We start from the raw sequence: 19,865 nt of genomic DNA, 5'->3' as shown, positions 1-19,865 counted from the left end.
CGTTACGCTCTTTCGCCCCCTCGCGGCTCACAGGAAATGCTGATGGCCAAAGGAGCTGCTTGCGACAGACTGCTATCGGCCAGAAGTGGACACTCGGAAACTCAACCGCGCACCAGGTAGGCCCCTGAGGGAACCCGATATCGCAGCTTCTTGCATTTGCCGGGTGCAGGCTGATGCCCCGGCGGACGATCAGGAAACCAAATCCGGCATTTGCCCGGAGGCGGCATATGGCGGCGGGGAATCTCAACCTCAGCGTACGCCCGCTCTGGCTCGACATTGGCCATTTGCAATTTTCCTTCGGGCCCGGCTCTGCCAGCCGTCGGTGCATCTGCAACCCGATCTGTCTCTGCGCTAGCGAAGTTGCCAGCGTTGCGCCCAGTGTCCGGAGTGGATTGCTCAACAACCGCCATTTCCGCTTCGCGGCGCCTTTGGGTCTCCTCTTCCAGCCCCTTCTGTACTGCGACCAGGTCCTCTTTGGCATTGGGTGGGGTACCCGAAGATCGGGCCTGCTGCGCCGCCTGGATCAATTGGAAGTTGCGGTTGCGCAACTCGACGTTGCGACCAACCCGCATGTTCGAGCGCGCCGCCAAGGTTTCAGCCTGCTGGTACTGCCCCTGCTGAAGACGCAACACACCAAGGTAATGCAGCGTCGCGGGATTGTTAGGCTGGATATGCAGGGCACGCTCCAGCGTGGCCGCGGCCTGGTCCAACTGGCCATTCTCATACTGCCGCGAGGCGGTTTCGATCAGGGTGGTTGATGCGCTGTTACTTTGCGAGGGCACTCTTCGCTCGGCAGCAACCGAACAAAGCGACGCGACGGCGCAGAACGCCAGGATGAGACCCGGCAGAAAACTCTTGGTTGGCATCAAGGGGCGGACTCGGCTGATCCAGGACGGCGCTGCCGTAAAACAGGCCACAGTGCTGCTCGGCATCTGCGATACAGGGCCGCAATTGACCTGGCAAGTACCCTGAAGTTCCCGCTTGGGGTGACGACCATTGGCCTTGACCCAATCTTGTACGGCACTCACACGCTACGACGAACCCAAGCGCTGTCCAACGCCTGCCTGGTCATACGAAACTTGAAAGCACCGTCAGGTACCTGGAAATCGAGGTCGATGATGCTCTTGAAATGGCGGAACAGACGCAAGTCTGACGTCCACTGCAACGGTAGTGGTTAGACCGTCGCTTTGCGGCCAGGCGCGGCCTTTCAGGCAATGTTGGAGGTGGCCTGAAGAAGTTGTGGAACTCAGGGAATCGAACGGTAGTCCAGCGGTCCAACACCTGGCAGGACAGCGGGCGCGAGATGCCCAAAGTATCGTCTGCCGACCACCATTGCCTTTGGGAGAACCAATTGTTAACTGTCTTTTTACGTCAAATTTTCCGGTTAGCGATACCGCTCTTTTCCGTTGGCACTTCGTCCGCTGTTTTCGCCTGCCCGCAAGGACAGTACCAAGTCTGCATGGTCGCTTGTTTTTGTGCTCCAGGCTCCAAAGAGGAAACTGGGGAGATTTTCGAAAACATGAACCAAATGGCGGCCTCTGGATTGCAGAATTGGATTGTGCAATCGCGCAACACCGCGGCAACTGACGATATTCGGACAATCCCGCTGAATATCCGAGCCCAACTCGAACCCTACTATGACATCCAAGTGCTCGATTCGGCTCGCTACAAGGTAGGCGATGATGCAGAGCTGAACGCCGCACACACCATGCTGCAGAATCCCGATGTAAGTGCGGTCACCCTTATGGACATCATCGTCTTTCGCAGTCCCGATGATGCACTTAACAATGTCGCGCTATGGGCGCATGAATTGAAGCACGTGCAGCAGTACCTGCAATGGGGCGTTCGCGAGTTTGCCACTCGCTATACCCGTGATTACACAACCGTTGAGGCGCCCGCCTACGAGATTCAAACCCTGGTAGCCAGAGCGCTAAGAGTCAGCGTGGCCCAGCCAGTGCTTCCTTGAAATCCTTGAGTTCAAAGGGTTGCTTGCAGCCCTTCGCGAAAGGCAGCCAACACCCGATAAACGTCGTGAACACCTGCCGTGGGCTTGCGTCGCTGACGTATACACAGCGCCCTACAACTCCCCGCCAACGCAAGCGAGAAGCGCGTCGCAGGATGAGAGTCATGGGATTTAGAGAGCCGTTAAATCTGTTGGCAATTTAGGTAAGGAACAACTGTTCTTTTACGACAAGCGAAATGAACTAGCCTGATTCGATGGAGGCGTGTATTCACCCGTCATCAGGGCATACCTATGAACACAACCACCATAGCGACGGATTATCTGGTTATCGGCGCGGGGGCAACAGCTATGGCCTTCGTCGATACATTGCTCGATGAGTCGGATGCGAGTGTGTTGATGGTGGATCGACATGCTCAACCTGGTGGACATTGGAACGATGCCTACTCGTTCGTCCGCTTGCACCAGCCGTCTGCCTTCTATGGCGTTAACTCCTGCGAGCTGGGCTCCGGCCAAAAAGACCAATCCGAATGGGGCGATGGCTTATATGAATTGGCCTCAGGCGCCGAGGTTGTCAGTTACTTCGATCAGCTTATGCATCATCGATTCTTGCCGTCAGGTCGGGTGCAATATTTTCCGATGCACAACTACGAAGGTGATCGCAGCAATAATCATTGCATCACATCCTTGGTCACCGGCGAAAGTAACCTTGTCCAGGTGCGCAGGAAGCTGGTGGACGCGACTATTGCACAGACAGCCGTTCCTTCGACCCATCCACCGCATTACCGGATAGAGCCCGGAATACGGTGCCTACCGCTGAACGACTTGCCAAAGATCAGACAGCCTTACTTGCGTTACGTGGTGGTGGGAGGAGGAAAGACCGGCATCGATGCCTGTCTGTGGCTGCTGCAGAATGGCGTGGCACCCGGCAGGATTCAATGGATCGTTCCAAACGACCCCTGGCTGCTGGATCGCGCCAACCTTCAACCCGGCCAGGAGAATGTTGTACGAACAATCGGTAGCCTCGCGAACCAGTTCGAAGCAATAGGTGCTGCAGATTCGATCCCGGACCTATTCCTCAGACTCGAAAGTGTCGGCGAACTGGTGCGCATCGATAAAGCCGTCGAACCCACCGCCTTCCGCGCTGCGACCATTTCACAGGGTGAATTGCGTGCACTACGGCGCATAAGCAATGTAGTGCGCCTGGGGCGGGTTTGCGCGATTGAAGCCAGCCGGATATCCCTCGAAAGGGGCTGCATCGCTGGAGATCCCGACGCCCTTTACGTCGACTGCAGCGCAAGCGCGGTTCCAATTATTCCTGATGGAATCGTCAAAGCATTTGATGGCAATCGCATCAACTTGATGACAGTAAGCAGTTATCAGATCTTATTCAGTGCCGCAGTAATCGCATACGTGGAAAGTCACTTCGACGATCAGATGCAGATGAATAAACTATGCGCGATTGTCCCACTACCACGCTCACCGGTGGACTGGGTCAGAATGTGGGCCGCTTATCTTGGCAATCAACGGCAATGGAAGAACCACGCGGGGTTGTCCAACTGGCTTGCGCAGTGCCATCTGCACCTTTTGCCGATAGTGCTGAGAAGCCTGCAGGAGGGGGATCCTGAAAAGCTGGCAGTGTTGAACCGATTTACTGAAGCTAGAAAGAAAGCCTTGGAAAATATCCCCAGGCTCTTGCAGGCCGTAGCAGGTTCAGCGCAAGAGTCCTGAGCGAATGAATTGGGTCGGTTGTTGCCTACTCTCGCAGACAGGAACCGGCCAAAAACTGTCAGTCAGTGTCGATGAAATACGTGGGTGATTCCAATTTCAAATGAACACCAGGAAATACCCGGTTTGATCCAGGCTTGAATGAAACCACGCGGGAGAAAAACACCATGTCCCTCGTTACCGAAAATCTATTGGCCCTGGCTTTGGGTGTCTTCTTTTGCACAGCCGTGTGCGGGCAAGGGGTAGCAGACACCGATTCCCCACCGGCAATACTTCCATTGGAATCCGAGACTGCGCCAAAACTCATTGCTTACCCGCCGCTTGCCGAGCCGCTCGCCCGCGGTGTTGTCATTATCCAGTATCGAGCAGAACACGCCAGGATCATGCCGGTATTTGGCAAAGCGGCTGTTGATGTATCACCTCGTCTCGGTCACCTCCACGTGACCGTCGACGACTGGAAAGGTACATGGGCGCACACCAGCGAAGACCCGATTATCCTGGTTGGACTGACGCCCGGCACCCACAAGGTTCTTCTTGAAGTGGCCGACCCGACTCACAAAATCCTCACCAGTACGACAGTGAGTTTTATAGTTCCGGAGAAGAAACCAACGGGCGCTCCCCAGATTGACGATGATCACGCAGTAAAACCATAACTGCTGGGTGTTCATGGCTAACTGCGGTGGTGTGAGCAGGACAGCACGGGTGGGCTCCATCGCCACACGTTTTATTGGTTCAAGCCGCTCCACATCAACCTCGTCCCAGTTCAATGAAGTGAATGCAGTACGGCGCATCATCTGAAAGACCGCCAATTGGCCGTCTCCTGTCCTTCGCGACATGCAGAAGGCCCCGAACAATCACAGCCCCCTACTTCACCGCGGACGATGCGACCCTGGCTTCAGGGGGGGAAGGCGCATGTCCAGTTTGTGCTGAATTATCCAGGGCGGGGGGCGGAAAAATTGAGTCCGTCAGGCTGATCAGGGCCTGACCCGATCGCTCAGAGTACCCCGGGTACCACCAGGGTCAACCAGGCAACACAGGGTCCCACCAGGGCAACCACCGCGCTGTAGATCAGCAGGCTGCGCAACACTTTTTCTCGCTCCTGCGGGGGTGTATTGGCAACCACCAGCGCACCATTGGTGGAGAACGGGCTGGTGTCGACGATAGTGGTGGAAATGGCGATAGCCGCGACCACGCCGACCGCACTGATGTGGCCCTGGCTCAAGAATGGCACGGCCAGGGGAATGATCACCCCTAGCAACGCCGTGGACGAAGCGAATGACGAGATAATTGCGGCAGTGAAGCACAGCAGCAAAGCGACCAGCAGCGGTTCACCCAAGCCGGAGATGCCATGGGCGACATAGTCGATGGTACCGATGGTCTGCATCACTCCGATGTAAGTGATGATCCCGGTGATCAGCAGAACAGTCGACCAGCTGACCTTGTCAATGGCCGCCTTCTGCGCCTTGGGCGCGAACATGGCCAGGACTACCGCGACCGTCATGGCCACCAACCCGATATTGAACTTGAACACTAATGCCGAGATCGCCAGGGCCAACAGCCCGACCAGCGTTGACAGCTTGGCCCCGTCCAGGCCGCTGAGGGTCTGTAGCGGCGCACCGGCACCCGTCAGGTCAGTACGATGATAAGCAGGAGACGCCGGCGTACCGCCGTGGCCAAGAATGGCCAGCGATGCACCAGCAACATGCAACTTGGGACCGGGCGCGACCGCCACCAATGACAGGCGAGCGCTACGTAAACCACCGAAGACTACGAATACCACCATGGCAATCCCCAGGTTGAACAGCAGGCTGGCGATGAACAGAGTGAACGGTGCATAAGGCAGCCCGGAGGACGCAACGATCTGATTGGTTATGCCACCGAAAATACTCACAGGCGAGAAACTGCCGCCTTGAGCGCCGTGAATCACCATCAGTCCCATGAGCACCGGGTTGATGCGGTACTGCACGGCGAAGTTGAGAGCAATAGGCGCGAGGATCGCTGCCACCGCAGGGCTCAGCGCACCGAAACCGGTGAGCAGCGCCGCCACCACGAACATCACCCAGGGTATCCAGGCGACATGGCCACGCACCATCAACACCGCCCGTTCGATCAGCCAGTCGATGGTGCCGTTGTTCTGGGCGATGCCGAACAAATAGGTGACACCGACCAACGTCAGGAACAGGTCACTGGGAAAGCCTGCGAAGATGGTCGCCGATGTCATGTCCATTATCACCGAACCGACGATAAAGGCCGCTGCGAACGCCAGCGCGCCCATGTTGATGGGCAACACGCTGGCGATGCCGAAAATGACCACTAGCACTAAAATCGACAGAATTTCATTATTCATTTCAATTTGACTCCCCGCATTCGGACGGTCCCGCAGGTACCGTCCTTGTTGTTATTGTTTCGGGATGTTTAGCAATCGACTCACGTCGGGCCGAGCGTGCCGAAACGAGGAAGCGTGGCATGCCTGCGAAGTCGGTCGTACGAACACAGAAGCTTTCAAATCTGTCGTGCTAATTGCCATTGAATGCTGCTGGCCGGCGCTCGGCAAAGGCTGCCAGTCCTTCACCAAAGTCAGCACTTTCGCAGGCTTGTCGGCGCAGTTCGGCAATCTGCTCCATCGCCTGCACCGGAATCGGTTGCAGGTCTTCGAGGATACGCAGCTGTTCCTTGACCGCCGCAACGGCCAGCGGTGCTTTGCTGGCGATGCCGTGTGCCAGTTCCAGCGCAGTCGCTTCCAGCACATCAGTGTCGACCAGTCGGTTGACCAGACCAAACCGTTGCGCCCGCTGCGCATCGAGCTTCTGGGCAGTGAAAAACATCTCTTTCAACACATGAATCGGCAAATTGTTGAAGAAGCGCAGCAATCCACTGGTGGTGTACGGCAATCCAATGTTCACTGGCGTCATGGCAAAGCTTGCGCTGTGGTCCGCGACGACCATGTCGCAGCTCATGACCAGATCCACCGCGCCGCCCCACACCGAGCCGGACACCAGGGCAATCACCACGCCGGGATAGGCGCGGATGCGGCGCAATACCTGTTCGAGCGGTTTGCCATAGGCAATCGGGTCGCGGTCGTGTTGCAGTTCGCGGATATCGTGGCCGGCACTCCACACGGATTGGCCGACTTCGCTGCCGAGGATCACCACCGGGATGCGTTGTGACGCCAGGGCGACGAGACTTTCGTCGAGCGCCGCCAGCAGTTGCGCGCTGAGTGCATTGCGGTGTGTGGGGTTGCTGAAGACCAGCCGCGCGATGCGTTCATCGACCCGGTTGACGGTCACGGTTGTGGAAGAGGCTGGATTCATTGTGCGGCTCCTGTCGATTGCGCGCCGGTCATGTCATCGGAGTTCTGGAACACTATTTTAGCGGCGAGCAATACGTTGATCGATGCAGCGTCGAAACCGGCTTCGCGCAATACTTCGACGGTGTGTTCGCCAAGCAGTGGCGGTGGGCGGCTGACAACGCTGTCAGTGGCGCAGAACACCGGGGTCACTACCTGACGCAGTGCACCAAGTGTCGGGTGCGTGAGTGTCTCGGTCAGTTGGCTGTGCAGCACCTGCGGATCGTCGAAGACCTCATCGAGTGTGTTGATCGGGCCGGCGGGTAATCCTGCGTCGACGAACAGCGAAGTCCACTCGCGTTTGCTGCGGGTTTTCAAACGACTTTCCAGAATCTCTCTCAATTCGTCACGACGTTCGACCCTCGCTTCATTGGTGGCGAAGCGCGGATCGTCCGGCAGCTCGGGCAAATCGAGCAGTACGCACAAACGCCCCCACATGGCCGAGGTGATCGGCGCCAGATTGAGCGGGCCATCCTTTGTCTGGAACACGCCGTAAGGTGCAATCACCGAATGGGCGTTGCCGGTGCGGCGCGGCACATCCCCCAGGCTGAGGTAGCGTTGGCCGTGCACACTCAACAACCCGACGAGACTGCCCAGCAGCGACGTGCTGACATGCTGGCCGCGCCCGGTGCGCTCGCGCTCGAGCAGCGCGGCCAGCACCGCTGTCACCAACCACATGCCCGAAGTCAAATCGCCGATGGCGGTGCCGGTGCGTGTCGGGTCGCCATCGACGAAACCGGTCAGGCTCATCAGCCCCGAGTAGCCTTGGGCGATCTGGTCGAAGCCCGGCCAACTGCTCATCGGCCCGTCGGTGCCAAAGGCGTTAATGCTGCCCATTACCAGTCGCGGATTGCGGGCGCTGAGCACCTCATAACCGAGGCCCATGCTTTCCAGCGTGCCAGGCTTGAAGTTCTCGATGACGACGTCGGCGTCATCGATCAGCTGCCGGATGGTGGTCAACCCTTCGGGATTGCGCAAGTCAATGCACATGCCGCGCTTGTTGCGGTTACACGATAAATAGTAGGTGCTCACGCCCCGGTCGAAGGGGCCCCAGGTGCGGCTCATATCGCCAGTCGGGCCGGGCTCGATCTTGATCACATCGGCACCGAGGTCTGCCAGCACCATGGTGCAGAACGGCCCCGACAGTGCGCGACTCAGGTCGACGATTTTCACGCCTTGCAAAGCTTGCATGGGATTCTCCATTGAAGGGTTGAATACGGGCCATTGCGCCAAGGCCTTTGAAGCGCTACTCGCCTTTGACGACCGTTAGCGCTTCGTGTTGTGAGACGAGTCTAGGCGCCGTATCTCATATCCTTCAAATATGATATTCCTCTAAATTCATCGGAAAATCCTATGGCTTAGGAGGGTACACATGGACCTGCGCCAGTTGCGGTATTTCATCAAGGTGGTCGAGTGCGGGAACATCACCCGCGCCAGTGAAACGCTGCATATCGCGCAGCCAGCCATCAGCCAGCAGATGCGCAACCTGGAACAGGACATGGGCATGCAACTGCTCGAGCGCAGCGTGCATGGCGTTGTTCCCACGGCGGCTGGGCAAACGCTTTATCGACATGCCATCGAATTGCTGCGCCAGGCCGACGGCACCCACGAACTGCTGCGCCAGGACGCCGAATTCCCGCAAGGCAAAGTCTCGGTCGGCATGCCGTCGAGTACGGCGCGCATGTTGGCAATTCCGCTCGCGCGCACGATTCGCAGCCGTTATCCGGGCATCAAATTGGAATTGATCGATGCCCCGAGCGCCGAACTCGGACGTCTGATCACGGTAGGGCGAGTGGCACTGGCGGTGAATGTCGATGCGGTCGAAACCCGGGGCGTGGCTTTCCGGCGGCTGTTAACCGAAACGCTGTACTTGGTGGCGTGGCCGGAATTTGCATTATCGGATGAACCGGTGTCGATTGAGGCATTGGCGAAGATGCCGCTGGTGCTGCCCTGTGCTCCGAACACCATTCGCAGTCGGGTCGAATTTGCACTGCAGGAGGCCGGCCTGAAATGCGAGGTTGAATTCGAAGCCAATTCCACCGACCTGTTGTTCTCAGCCGTCAAGGCGCAGCTCGGTGTCACGATCCTGCCGTGGGCCGCGGCCCATGTCGAGCTTGTGCAACACAGGCTCAAGCTGGCCAGGATCGATCATCGACTGTTCAAGCGGGATCTTTCGCTGTGCTGGCATGACACGGTTGTAGAGAGCAATGCCGTGCAAAAGGTCAAGTCGACCATTTTCGAGCTGTTCGAGGAATTCGAGCGGCAGCCGGGGTGGGCAGATGAACGGGTCAAAGGAAAGAACCTCCAAGACTACTGACGGGCTGCCTTGGGTCGACTGCGGCCCTTCGCGACGGGCAGTTATCGGCCAGAAGCAATGGGATGGACTCCTCCTCACCTCGGCATCTTGAGTGCCAGACTGAAGGTGCGAACCACAGTCAATAGTGAGAAGGAGTCCACACATGAAGCTTATGCGCATTGGGGTCGACTTGGCCAAGAACGTGCTTCAGATTCACGGCGTGGATCGTCATGTGCAGCCCGTTTGGCGGCAGCGTTTATCGCGCGATCGCTGGCTGCAAACGGTGCGGGAAAAGATCGAGCCCGGCTGTGAGATCGGCATGGAAAGTTGTGGCGGTGCACACCATTGGGCGCGGCAGCTACAGGCACGCGGATTTCGGGTGAGGCTGATCGCGCCGCGGTTCGTCAAACCGTACGTCAAGAGCAACAAGAACGATGCCAACGATGCCGAGGCAATCTGTGAGGCGATGAGCCGCCCCAGCATGCGCTTCGTCGCCGTCAAGACCATCGAACAACAGGATATTCAGGCGACGCATCGCATCCGGGCCGGCTTAATCGAACAGCGGACGGCCAAAGCCAATCAGATTCGTGGGCTGATCGCCGAGTACGGCCTCATTGCGCCGAAGGAATTACTGATGCTGCGTCGCGCAATACCGTGCTGGCTAGAAGATGCGGATAACGGTTTGACGGTACGCTTTCGTCGTCTGCTGAATGGCTTGTGGGATGACTTGCGCGCACTTGATGAGCGCGTGAGCGAACTCGATGGCGAGATATCGGCGATCGCGGCAAGTGAGCCAACGACCGTCCGTTTGCAACAACTGCGTGGCGTCGGCCCGATGATCGCCACCGCGCTGGTTGCTGCCATCGGCGATGCCAGTCAGTTTGCCAATTGGCCGCCTCGCTAGGGCTGACGCCAAAGCAACACAGCTCTGGCGGCTAGGATCGACTGCTTGGCATCAGCAAACGTGGGGATGCTTATCTGCGAACGCTGATGATCCATGGTACGCGGTCGGTACTGCGCACGGCCAAGTCCGAAGACGATCAACTCAGCCAGTGGGTTGTCCGTTTACCCGAGCGCTCACATCCCAACGTGGCCGCTATCGCACTGGCCAACAAAACTGCGCGCATGGCTTGGGCGATGCTGCGCAACGGCACTGATTACCAACCGGATCGGGCAGCGGCCTGACCCATTCACCCGGGAGATGCCCTACACACCACGATTGCGAAGCAACCCGAGCAATGGCAAACCGGTCGAACCGGCGTCGGCAAAACCCTTTAATGTCCAGGTGCGTAAAGCACGTAAAAGCGATTGGGAGCTGACGCGCGAATAGCCCATCATGGCCCTGCATCAAAACGATGCCGCTGTAAGAGGCCGAATATACGTGTGCAGTCGGCACGGGTGCCAAAGCAAAGGAGGCTTGCAACGAGGAGGAGTCCATATACGGACGCTCAGCCTGCGTCTTTCTTCAGTCAGAAGTCGCCGACTGGAAGACAATCATGAAACGGATTTACACTCCTTTGGCCACGACTCAGACCCCTGTCTACATTCGGAAAATAGATTTGTGCAGATTCATATTATTTACACCCGAACAGACATGCTGCTCTCCAAGCATCCTTACCCATCGTGGAGAGAGATTCAAAATCAGTACTCTGACTACATGACTTCGCTCGGCCCCTGGGATGAAGATACGATTATCGAATACCTAGCAGATCAATACCCCGATCTTTCCCCACATCCAAAAGAGCAAGTCGTTGCGTTAATTGAGGATACTCAAAAAACAATAGCGCTTACTTTTGCCAGGTAAAAATCTCCCTGTTGATCACTCGCGGATGTTCGCCAATGACGTCCGCTAAGGGTCGACTTTCGCCCTTCGCCAGTGGCAGAAATCGGCAAATAGCGGCAACCCAAACGACTACTGATCTCTCTATGGAAGTACTCGCTGCCCCTTGGGTGGGTATCGACAAATTTATTTTCGTCCCCCCATTTACCTTTTAGACTCAGTCCCCGAAAAGGTGGCTCAATATCTCCAGAAAACTGGAGTTACAAGTACCAACACAGTCAGGATTTCCAGCCTTCCCAGTAGCATTCCAACGGTCAGTAGCCATTTGGCGGCATCAGGTAATGATGAGAAATTACCGGCCGGCCCAATGATCGTGCCCAGCCCTGGCCCGACGTTACACACCGCGGTAGCGGCGCCGCTCAATGCTGTTGTCCAATCAAGTCCAATGAGAGCCAGGCCCAAGGCGATGGCAGCAATAGTGATGGTGAAGAAAAACGAGAAGGTCAAAAGCGAGCGCAAGATCTCCTCGTCGATGGGATGACCGTTGTATTTCTTCTGAATCACGGCTCGAGGATGGATCAACTGCTTCAAACTACTGACCAGTAGAGCGGCTGCCACCTGAAAACGGAAGATTTTGAGACCGCCTGCAGTGGAGCCTGAACATCCACCGACAAAGGTCAAATAGAAAAACAGCAAGACAGCGAAGCTGCCCCATAACGTGTAGTCGCCAACCGCAATTCCGGTGGTCGTGACGACCGAGGTCACATTGACTGCCACGATACGAAACGCATCCCACCATCCGTAATCGCTGTGAAAACACAGCCAGGTACCCACAGCCAGCGATGTGACGAGCAAGAACCCAATGAATCCGCGTACCTGGTGATCCTTGATCAGCGCACGCCGATTGCCCCGCAATGTTGCGACGTACAAGGTGAATGGCAGGCTGCCCAGAATCATGATGGCCACTGCCACCCAGTGAATCGTTGGTTGCGTCCAATGCCCAAGCGAGGCGTCCGAAGTTGAGAACCCCCCGGTAGAGATCAACGACATTGCGTGGTTGACCGCTTCAAATGGCGTCATTCCAGCGAGCCAGAGCGCCAGAGCTCCGATGCCAGTAAGCCCCAGATACAGAAAAAGAATGTACTTGGCTGCCACATGGGAACGCGGCGTGACTTTCTCCGACCAGTCTGAGGACTCTGTCTGGAACAGACGCATGCCGCCTACTCGCAACAGTGGAAGGATCGCCACGGCCATGCCGATAAAACCGATGCCTCCCAGCCAATGCAGCATGGAGCGCCATATCAACAAGCCGGGAGATGAGGTATCCAAACCGGTGAGTACCGTCGAGCCAGTGGTTGTGATGCCAGACATCGTTTCAAAGAACGCATCGGTATAGCTGATATGGCTGATGAACACCATTGGCAACGCTGCGAAGGTGCACACGACCACCCAACTGCCAGTTGTCAGCAGGTACATATCCCTCGGGCGAAGCTGGCCAGTATCCGGGCGCCCCCGCACGATCAACAGGAGGCCACAGAGGAACGTAATCAAACTCGACCAGAGAAATGCCGACAGATCGTCGCTACGCTCATAGGCCACCAGCGTGATCATGGGAATAGCCATGCTTACGGCCAGCGTGATCAGAAAAATGCCCAAGATGAAGCCGATAAGCCGAATTGCTGCGAGGGACATAACAGTCGCGTTCCAAATTAGCACCGCGCAGTATCGGATGCCCTACCTGCAAGCCCCGTAAATTTTGCGTAAAACTTCTACAAGCAATCAGTCGGGCTGCGTGCGTCAAAGGGCAGCTTTGGGTCGGTTTCAGCCGGTCGCGACGGGCAGAAACCGGCCAATAGCAGCCCTGGATGATTGGCTGCTATTGGCAAAAAGGCAGCACAAGCCGACACCGACCTACGGCGAGTGTCAGCAATGGGCCGCAAGATTTACTTCGTGACCACCAGCGCCGGTGGCTGCCAGCTGCCGTCGCCAGCGGGAAGAATCGAAGGCGGTGCGGTCTTCGGCCAGTAGAGGCGCATTACCAGAAAGACCGTGTCGTCAGGCGCGGGCAACCAGTTTGCCTCCTTAGCCTTGCCGGGGGAGTCTTTCTGGATGTACAGCGTCAGTGAACCATCCGTGTTTTTCTTCATCGCCGACAGCATCGGCGAATTGATCAGGTAACGGTTGAGCGGATTCTTGACCAGCAGCTGGCTCTTGCCGTCGTACATGGTCACCGACCAGAAGGCATTGACTGGCGGCAGTTTGCCGGCCGGGAAAGTCAGCGTGTACTTGCGCTTGCTGGTATCGAGCGTCTGGCCGGTGCCGTCGGTGCGCGTGTTGGGATACATCGCCTCGACGGCGTCGTTGCCGTAGAGGCCGCCTTTCGCGGCACCAGCACGCTTCAACCAGTCGGCCTTGTAGAACGTTTGGTCGCCGAAGTACGCGCCGACGTTCCAGCCGTTGATTATCTTCGTCCCGCTCGCGAGGAACTTGTCGACCTTCTCGTCACCGGCCTTCATCCCGAGCAGGACCACGGCCTTGTGCTCGAGCGAGAGGTCCTTAAATTCGAAGGTGCGACCGGGGCCCACCCCAATGCTCGCCAGCTTGGCCCGGATCTCCTGGTCGTCAGCCGATGGCGGCACATACTCCATCGCGGCCGACAGGTACTCGAAGAAGTTGGCCTTGATGCCTTCCGTCGTAGCCGGCACGAAATCAATCTTCGGCGCAGTGGGCGGCGCGGGTTGATGGAGGAAGGCGGACAGCGGCTGGACCTTGTAGCCCGCTTGCACCTTCTCGACATTCGGCATGTCCTTGGCATTGTAGAGCTGAGTCCGAATGGCGCTCACGGCGAAGGGAGTGGTCGAGGTGAAGACTTTTTTGATACCGGGAGGGGGCGCGCCTTTCCAATCGGGACCGACCACCATGTAGTCGCCCGCTTCGTTGCCGGTGGCACGGCTGCCGATGTAACCGTAGTTGTAAGTGTTGCCGTCGATCATCTGCACCGAGTAGTAACGCCGCTTGTCCACTGCCGGCACCGAGATCACCATCGGCTCCGCGCGCAGGTCCAGCCAGACAAACGAGTACGGGGTGTCGCTGTTCGGAGTGATGATGGCCGTGTCTTGGTAGGTGAAGACGCGAGGCTCGTTCTTGATCTGGTTGAACGGCGCCTTGTATTGCGGGCCGCCCTTGTCCACGGCATATTCGTTCATCACGGCGTAGTTCATGACCAGCGGTAAGCCGTAAATAAAGCCTTCCTCGGCGATCGCCTTGGTCTGCTCGAGACTCGGCGCGGGTACGCCCTTGGTCACATCCGTCTTGTCTGCCTGCGTGATCGGATCGTTCTTGCTCGCACACCCCGCAAAAAGCGTTGAACCCACTACGACGAGTGCCGCAGCCATTGTCCAGCCCCGGTTAGACTTCCTGTTCATTTCCACCTCGTTAGTTTTGAGCAAGCTGGCACCGTGAGCGTTCATGGCCACGGTGAAATAATTTGAACGCTTGAAACCCTCCCGACTTTTTTCAGTAGTGCCAGGTCAGGTGGGCGATCAGGGCTTCAATCCAGGTGTTGTCGAACTCGCCTGATACACGATTGCCAGACAAGGTTTTTTGCTGATCGACTGGCGTACCCCCACCCAGACCGCGACTCACTGAAACTCAGGTCTATCTCTTTACTTAGCGACTGAGTAAATCTTGTGGCGAAGCGTCTACTCACAGCTCAGGGAGTGTAGATCACAATAAGCCAGTATCCCCTTGCGCAGCTGAGCAGCTCAGATTCAGTTCCGTAATATTTACGCGCCGCCGTTACGGACCATTTGGCGTCGAGAACAGCCAATCGTGATCAGCAGCCAAAAAGCGGATAGCCAGAGATTAACTCTTGAGGTCCGCCAAAGACCGCTATGGGTCCAGAGTGTGTAAAAACGCTTCACCAAAATTGAAGTATGCGCATCTACGTTAAATCTGAAATTTATCGGCACGTTGGCAGATGTGGATTTCGCGTAGAAACGCGATTTCCAGTCCGATTTTGAGTACCTGTCGCGCTCAAAAACGTTTTTACACAGCCTCGGCCGGTTGCAGCCCTTGGCGACAGGCAGAAACCGGCCATAAGCGGAGTTTCAAACCGGGCGCTTCCGGCCGTCAAGCGCCAGTGGCGGACCCAGGACCTGGACAGCCGTGTACTGACCTTGCCGAGGAGCGGGCACAAGGCCTCGCCAGCCGTTTCGGCATTGAGGTTGCCATGCCTGCAAGCTCGAGAACCTTGTATTGCGCGGGTTCGCCAAGCCGCCCCAGGGTGATTTGAGGCTTCTGTCGCAGTAGTTACTTCGAACGACTCTAGCGTTTATAGCGTAATGGCAAGTTGCCTTTCTTTGCTTGGTCTATCTTCCTATTCGCCTGACCGAGATGCTTTGCCAAGGTCCTCGCGACCACAAGGCTCAAGGTGTTGCGGCACCACGCCTGCAGGTAAGTGTGTGGGGTCGACATAGGGCACGCCCGACGCTTGCGTCGAAACCTTACAAGGAGTTCTCTCATGGCAATTCCTACCACCAGTTGTGACGTCCAGGTGCAAATCTGGGTCGACGACAATGCAGTGACCAATGGCTCCACCGCGGGGGTCTATCTGGTCGATAACCGTATCTCTGCTGGCACAACCAACGAAGGCACCGCCAACCTGAATACTGCTGCGTCCAAAGGCAGCAATGTCTGCTGGCAAGTGTTCCTGATCAATCCCAAGTCGACCTCGCAGGTCTCCATTGCCGCCTTCGGTAACTCGAACGCCTGGGGCTTCAGTGGCCAGCCGCAAACCGCTTCGGATAACCCGAGCGCGTTTACCGGCACCGTGCAGAACGCAGGTTCCGCGTCCTACCCGGTATCCCTCAATGTACAGGTGGCGGGCGGCTCCGGTATCACCGTGAAGCTCAACCCCAGCGTGACTGTCTCTGCCTAAGGAAGGAGCACGACAATGAGTGGCCAAAAAAATACTGCCCAGGTCTGGGTTGCTGATTCGCAGGTGCTTGCCGGCGTCGCCAATCCGCAAACCGCAATCACCATTGCCATCGATACCTCATATGTACTGGGCACTGGTGGCGGGAACATTTCCACCGGTGTGTACATGTTTGACAATCGTCTGAGCAATGACAGCAGCGGCGAAGGAACGCTGGAACTGCGCACCCACTGTAACATCGGGGACTACATCGGCTTCGAGGTGGTACCGATCGATCAGAACGCTGGCGACACGGTGTCCATCACCGGCTTCCAAATTTCCCAGGGCAGCGTGTTCGGCAGCGATGGCTACCCGATGCAAGTCGGTGCCGCTGGTAACTATTGGGTGGGCCTGGCTCGCAACGCATCGTCTCAGACCACCTACCAGATCCAGGTCAAGGTGACCTCTGGAGGACTGCGGCCATCGACACGTTTCATCCAATGGGACCCCTTCATTGGTACGAACTGACTAGCTGAACCAGCGGAAGGAGCGTGGCTCCTTCCGTCCCCTTCCCCTTCCCGGCAATCACCTCTCGGCCAGAACCGGTCATTACCGGAAAACACAGATTGTCCGTCAGCCGACGAAACCTCAGACCCGCCAGGCCGGGTTCTCGATCAATAGCGCCATGCCCTGCCCGCCGCCAACACAGGCCGCGGCGACCCCGTAACGCAGATTGTGCTCACGCAGTTGTCGCGCCAGGGTCAGCACCAGACGCAAGCCACTGGCGGCCAAGGGGTGGCCGAGCGCCAACGAACCACCCTGGACGTTCAGACGCGTACGATCCAGTTCCAGTTCCTGAGCCACTGCCAGTACCTGGGCGGCCTGGGCCTCGTTGATTTCAAAGCGGTCGATCTGCTCCAGGCTCAAGCCACTGCGCTGCAACAAGAGGCGAATCGCCGGTGCCGGACCGATGCCCATGAACTCTGGCGCCACCCCGACCACCGCGCTGGCCCGCAGCAAGGCCAACGGTGTATCCCGACAGGCCGAAGCGCGCCCGACCAGGGCCGCCGCCGCGCCATCGACTACCGCACAACTGTTGCCGGCGGTTTGCACCCCTCCTTCGTGCACGGTACGTAAGCGGGCCAACGCCGCGATGTCTCCGGGTCGTGGGTGACTGTCTTCACTCACCATGTCGACACCGCGTGACAGGCGAATGCCCCGTGGCTGATAGCCTTGCAATTCAAACACCTGATGCCCCACGGCAACGATCTCGGGTGCCAGCCAGCCCGTTTGTTGTGCCGCAAACGCCCGCTGATGACTGGCACAGGCGTAGGCGTCTACCGCTTCGCGACTCAGCCCATAACGCCGCGCCAGGTTGTCGGCGGTGGTGATCATGTCCACCCCGGGGGCCGGGTCGTACAACGCTTCCCAGAGAAAATCCTTGAACTGCACTTGCGCGCCAAGGCGGAATCCCCCTCGATGGGTATAGGCCGCAATCGGATTGCGCGACATCGATTCGGTGGCCACGCACAGGGCCAATTGCACGCCGTCATCCAGTTGCCTGGCGGCCTGGCGCAGCAGTTCGAAACCAGTGGCGCAGATGCGCTGCACCCCCAGTGCCGGAACCGATTGCGCCACGCCGCTGTAGAGGCCGATGTGCCGAGGCAGCATGTAGGCATCGAAGCTGGCCTGGGCCATGGAGCCCGCCAGCACGCTGTCGACCGCCAGCGGATCGACTGCCGCGCGAGCCAGTACTTCGCGCCCGACCTTGATGCCCAGGTCGATCGGCGACACCTCGGCCAATGCCCCACCGAGGTCCACCCACGGTGTGCGCACCGCATCGAAAATCGCCGCATCGGCAAAGACCGAGTACTGCCCGCCTGTGTTCACGACTTCGCCCCGGCGCGCAGCATGGCCGGATCGAGCCCGCGATACAGCGCCTCGACCTGCTCCGCGCGCCACTGCAATACCGCACGCTGATTGATCGAACCCTTGTCGGTGATTTCACCCCGGTCGATGGACGCCGGCTCATCGAGCAAGGCGATCCATTCCAGGCGACTGGCATTGCCCGTGGCCTCGCGATTGAGTCGCTGCAACCAGCCGGCGAACCACTCGCGTACCGGCGCGCTGGCCAACACCTCGGTGTCGCTGGCACTGGCCGCCAGCCCTGACAGCCGTCGACATTCGAACATCCGCGCAAACACCAGCGCGCCCAGGCATTCACGATCCGGCGCGGTCACCACCAGGTCCTGGACATAGGGCGAACCTTCGAGCACCGCCCGGCTGCGCAAAGGCCCGACGCTGACAAACACCCCGGATGACAACTTGAAATCTTCGGCGATGCGCCCGTCGAACATCAGCCCCAATTGCGGATCACGCGGGTCGGCGAGCTTGAGCGCATCGCCGGAACAGTAGAAGCCCTGCGGGTCGAACGCATCGAGGGTCTGCTGCGGTGACCGCCAGTAGCCGGGCATGATGTGCGGCCCACGAAAGCGCCCTTCCAGTTTGCCGTCCACCGGCACCAGGCGCACCTCGCAACCGGGTGCCGGCAAGCCGACATAACCGGCCATGGACAACGGCCCGGTGGTGAAGGTGCAGGACGGTGAAGCCTCGGTCATGCCGAGCCCGGCCATCATGCGGATACGCTCGCCGCAGTGCTGTTCGGCGACGCGGTCGAGTCGGTCCCAGACACTTTGCGACAGACCGGCCGCGGCAAAAAAGAACAGGCTGATGCGCTTGAAAAAGATCTCCCGCAGCTCCGCGTCCTGCTCCAGTGCCGAGGCCAGTTCTTCCCAACCCTTGGGCACGGTCAGGTAGGCGGTGGGCGACACTTCCTTGAGGTTACGCAGGGTCTGCGCGAAACCCTGCGCCGTGGGCTTGCCGTCGTCCAGGTAAAAGCTGCCACCGTTGTAGAGCACGATGCCGACGTTATGGCTGCCGCCGAAGGTGTGGTTCCACGGCAGCCAGTCCACCAGCACCGGCGGTTCTTCGCCGAACACCGGAAACGTCTGCAACAGCATCTGTTGGTTAGAGCACAGCATGCGTTGGGTGGTGACCACCGCCTTGGGCAATTTGGTCGAGCCGGAGGTGAACAGGAATTTGGCGATGCTGTCCGGCCCCGTGCCGGTAAACGCGGCTTCGGCCTCGGCACCGCCCGGCTGCTCAAGCAGGCTGGCAAAACTGACCTGGCGACGTCCCGCGATTTGGCCACGGACAGTGATCAAAGGCGTTTCAGCGGGTAGCACGGCATCGATGGCACGCTGGTAGGCCGCGGCATCACTGACAAACACCAGGCCGGGTTGCAGCAGGTCGCAGACGTGACGCAGCTTGGCGAAATCCTGGGACAACAGTGAATAGGCTGGCGACACCGGGCAGTAAGGAATGCCCGCATACAGGGCGCCGAAGGCGAGTTGCAAATGCTCGATGTCATTGCCCGAGAGCAGCACCAGCGGTTTGTCTGCCCACAGGCCGTAGCTCAACAGGCTTTGGGCGATGGCCCGGACACTGTCGAGCATCTGCGCGTAGCTGACCCGACACCACTCACCGTCGGCCTGGCGGGCGGCGATAAAGGTCTGCTCGGGACGCACCTTGGCCCAATGCACCAGACGGTCGAGCAGTCGCGGCGGATACTCGGCCAATGGCTCCAGGGAACGCATGTGCAATGCACCCTGCTGTTCTGTCACCTCGACCGCTGCGCGACCGATGGACACGTGACGATAGCGCGGCGCACTGGCCTCGGTGTGGGTTTGCGATCTGAATTCGGAACTCACGTGCTTGTTCTCCATCAAGGCACGCTACCACCAAGCCGCACGAATGGGCATGGTGGCGGCTGCAGCCTTT

At 58.4% G+C, this 19,865-nt stretch carries 16 protein-coding genes and 2 pseudogenes; 9 read left to right on the top strand and 9 right to left on the bottom strand.

Annotated elements, in window-relative coordinates; translation table 11 throughout:
- Nucleotides 1-101 precede the first annotated feature (101 nt).
- The gene (locus tag AC3IT6_RS12090) at nt 102-866 is read right to left on the bottom strand and encodes a tetratricopeptide repeat protein (RefSeq protein ID WP_489355751.1); all 765 of its coding nucleotides are present in this window, start codon (nt 864-866) and stop codon (nt 102-104) included.
- Nucleotides 867-986: 120 nt separating this feature from the next.
- Here AC3IT6_RS12090 and AC3IT6_RS12085 point away from each other — a divergent pair.
- The 4 genes and pseudogenes from AC3IT6_RS12085 to AC3IT6_RS12070 form a co-directional block, all read left to right on the top strand.
- Nucleotides 987-1,153, top strand: a pseudogene (locus tag AC3IT6_RS12085) (tyrosine-type recombinase/integrase); the annotation flags it as partial.
- 150 nt (nt 1,154-1,303) lie between these two features.
- On the top strand, nt 1,304-1,966 hold the full coding sequence (locus AC3IT6_RS12080; RefSeq protein ID WP_489355749.1) for an eCIS core domain-containing protein: 663 nt from the start codon (nt 1,304-1,306) through the stop codon (nt 1,964-1,966).
- Nucleotides 1,967-2,254: 288 nt separating this feature from the next.
- On the top strand, nt 2,255-3,691 hold the full coding sequence (locus AC3IT6_RS12075) for an NAD(P)-binding protein (protein WP_489355747.1): 1,437 nt from the start codon (nt 2,255-2,257) through the stop codon (nt 3,689-3,691).
- A 164-nt stretch (nt 3,692-3,855) separates the two neighbouring features.
- A complete protein-coding gene (locus tag AC3IT6_RS12070; protein ID WP_489355745.1) occupies nt 3,856-4,341 on the top strand; it encodes a DUF6130 family protein in 486 nt (161 codons plus the stop codon).
- Between the two features lie 341 nt (nt 4,342-4,682).
- On the opposite strand, the gene AC3IT6_RS12065 is transcribed toward AC3IT6_RS12070, so the two are convergent.
- The 3 genes from AC3IT6_RS12065 to AC3IT6_RS12055 form a co-directional block, all read right to left on the bottom strand.
- Nucleotides 4,683-6,035: an SLC13 family permease gene (locus AC3IT6_RS12065; protein WP_489355743.1), complete on the bottom strand. Its 1,353-nt coding sequence runs from the start codon at nt 6,033-6,035 to the stop codon at nt 4,683-4,685.
- A 169-nt stretch (nt 6,036-6,204) separates the two neighbouring features.
- Nucleotides 6,205-6,999, bottom strand: a complete 795-nt coding sequence (gene scpB, locus AC3IT6_RS12060; RefSeq protein ID WP_489355741.1) for a methylmalonyl-CoA decarboxylase — start codon at nt 6,997-6,999, stop codon at nt 6,205-6,207.
- Nucleotides 6,996-8,225: a CaiB/BaiF CoA transferase family protein gene (locus AC3IT6_RS12055; RefSeq protein ID WP_489355739.1), complete on the bottom strand. Its 1,230-nt coding sequence runs from the start codon at nt 8,223-8,225 to the stop codon at nt 6,996-6,998. The genes scpB and AC3IT6_RS12055 overlap by 4 nt, the downstream gene beginning before the upstream one ends.
- 181 nt (nt 8,226-8,406) lie before the next feature.
- On the opposite strand from AC3IT6_RS12055, the gene AC3IT6_RS12050 reads away from it, so the two are divergent.
- From AC3IT6_RS12050 to AC3IT6_RS12040, 3 genes and pseudogenes are all read left to right on the top strand, one after another.
- Nucleotides 8,407-9,351 (top strand): LysR substrate-binding domain-containing protein, encoded by a 945-nt coding sequence (locus AC3IT6_RS12050; protein ID WP_223447866.1) that lies wholly within the window; start codon nt 8,407-8,409, stop codon nt 9,349-9,351.
- Between the two features lie 142 nt (nt 9,352-9,493).
- A pseudogene (locus tag AC3IT6_RS12045) lies at nt 9,494-10,515 on the top strand (IS110 family RNA-guided transposase).
- Nucleotides 10,516-10,924: 409 nt separating this feature from the next.
- The gene (locus AC3IT6_RS12040) at nt 10,925-11,134 is read left to right on the top strand and encodes a hypothetical protein (protein ID WP_489355737.1); all 210 of its coding nucleotides are present in this window, start codon (nt 10,925-10,927) and stop codon (nt 11,132-11,134) included.
- A 213-nt stretch (nt 11,135-11,347) separates the two neighbouring features.
- On the opposite strand, the gene AC3IT6_RS12035 is transcribed toward AC3IT6_RS12040, so the two are convergent.
- From AC3IT6_RS12035 to AC3IT6_RS12025, 3 genes are all read right to left on the bottom strand, one after another.
- Entirely contained in the window at nt 11,348-12,802 is a 1,455-nt protein-coding gene (locus AC3IT6_RS12035; RefSeq protein ID WP_489355735.1) for a TrkH family potassium uptake protein, read from the bottom strand.
- Between the two features lie 251 nt (nt 12,803-13,053).
- A complete protein-coding gene (locus tag AC3IT6_RS12030) occupies nt 13,054-14,505 on the bottom strand; it encodes a DUF1254 domain-containing protein (RefSeq protein ID WP_489355733.1) in 1,452 nt (483 codons plus the stop codon).
- Between the two features lie 121 nt (nt 14,506-14,626).
- Nucleotides 14,627-14,755, bottom strand: a complete 129-nt coding sequence (locus AC3IT6_RS12025; RefSeq protein ID WP_458371219.1) for a hypothetical protein — start codon at nt 14,753-14,755, stop codon at nt 14,627-14,629.
- Nucleotides 14,756-15,632: 877 nt separating this feature from the next.
- Between AC3IT6_RS12025 and AC3IT6_RS12020 the strand changes: the two genes are divergently transcribed.
- Both AC3IT6_RS12020 and AC3IT6_RS12015 read left to right on the top strand, forming a co-directional pair.
- Nucleotides 15,633-16,049, top strand: coding sequence for a DUF8788 domain-containing protein (locus AC3IT6_RS12020; protein ID WP_150725580.1), 417 nt, complete (start codon nt 15,633-15,635; stop codon nt 16,047-16,049).
- A 15-nt stretch (nt 16,050-16,064) separates the two neighbouring features.
- Nucleotides 16,065-16,553, top strand: coding sequence for a DUF8788 domain-containing protein (locus AC3IT6_RS12015; protein ID WP_223448009.1), 489 nt, complete (start codon nt 16,065-16,067; stop codon nt 16,551-16,553).
- 120 nt (nt 16,554-16,673) lie between these two features.
- Here the strand turns inward: AC3IT6_RS12015 and AC3IT6_RS12010 are convergent, their stop codons facing one another.
- Together AC3IT6_RS12010 and AC3IT6_RS12005 are read right to left on the bottom strand one after the other, a co-directional pair.
- Nucleotides 16,674-17,915, bottom strand: a complete 1,242-nt coding sequence (locus AC3IT6_RS12010; protein ID WP_458371218.1) for a thiolase family protein — start codon at nt 17,913-17,915, stop codon at nt 16,674-16,676.
- Entirely contained in the window at nt 17,912-19,795 is a 1,884-nt protein-coding gene (locus tag AC3IT6_RS12005) for a feruloyl-CoA synthase (RefSeq protein ID WP_489355730.1), read from the bottom strand. Before AC3IT6_RS12005 ends, AC3IT6_RS12010 begins: the two co-directional genes overlap by 4 nt.
- Nucleotides 19,796-19,865: the final 70 nt, after the last annotated feature.

This window comes from Pseudomonas sp. KH_017 (assembly GCF_057840285.1).
This window is presented reverse-complemented; position numbering and strand designations above follow the sequence as displayed.

Bases quoted from the DNA above. Each gene is read 5' to 3' on its own strand.
- AC3IT6_RS12015 (WP_223448009.1), top strand. From the start codon at position 16,065: ATGAGTGGCCAAAAAAATACTGCCCAGGTCTGGGTTGCTGATTCGCAG.
- AC3IT6_RS12020 (WP_150725580.1), top strand. From the start codon at position 15,633: ATGGCAATTCCTACCACCAGTTGTGACGTCCAGGTGCAAATCTGGGTC.
- AC3IT6_RS12065 (WP_489355743.1), bottom strand. From the start codon at position 6,035: ATGAATAATGAAATTCTGTCGATTTTAGTGCTAGTGGTCATTTTCGGC.
- scpB (WP_489355741.1), bottom strand. From the start codon at position 6,999: ATGAATCCAGCCTCTTCCACAACCGTGACCGTCAACCGGGTCGATGAA.
- AC3IT6_RS12055 (WP_489355739.1), bottom strand. From the start codon at position 8,225: ATGCAAGCTTTGCAAGGCGTGAAAATCGTCGACCTGAGTCGCGCACTG.
- AC3IT6_RS12070 (WP_489355745.1), top strand. From the start codon at position 3,856: ATGTCCCTCGTTACCGAAAATCTATTGGCCCTGGCTTTGGGTGTCTTC.
- AC3IT6_RS12090 (WP_489355751.1), bottom strand. From the start codon at position 866: ATGCCAACCAAGAGTTTTCTGCCGGGTCTCATCCTGGCGTTCTGCGCC.
- AC3IT6_RS12040 (WP_489355737.1), top strand. From the start codon at position 10,925: ATGCTGCTCTCCAAGCATCCTTACCCATCGTGGAGAGAGATTCAAAAT.
- AC3IT6_RS12075 (WP_489355747.1), top strand. From the start codon at position 2,255: ATGAACACAACCACCATAGCGACGGATTATCTGGTTATCGGCGCGGGG.
- AC3IT6_RS12080 (WP_489355749.1), top strand. From the start codon at position 1,304: ATGCCCAAAGTATCGTCTGCCGACCACCATTGCCTTTGGGAGAACCAA.
- AC3IT6_RS12050 (WP_223447866.1), top strand. From the start codon at position 8,407: ATGGACCTGCGCCAGTTGCGGTATTTCATCAAGGTGGTCGAGTGCGGG.
- AC3IT6_RS12035 (WP_489355735.1), bottom strand. From the start codon at position 12,802: ATGTCCCTCGCAGCAATTCGGCTTATCGGCTTCATCTTGGGCATTTTT.
- AC3IT6_RS12030 (WP_489355733.1), bottom strand. From the start codon at position 14,505: ATGGCTGCGGCACTCGTCGTAGTGGGTTCAACGCTTTTTGCGGGGTGT.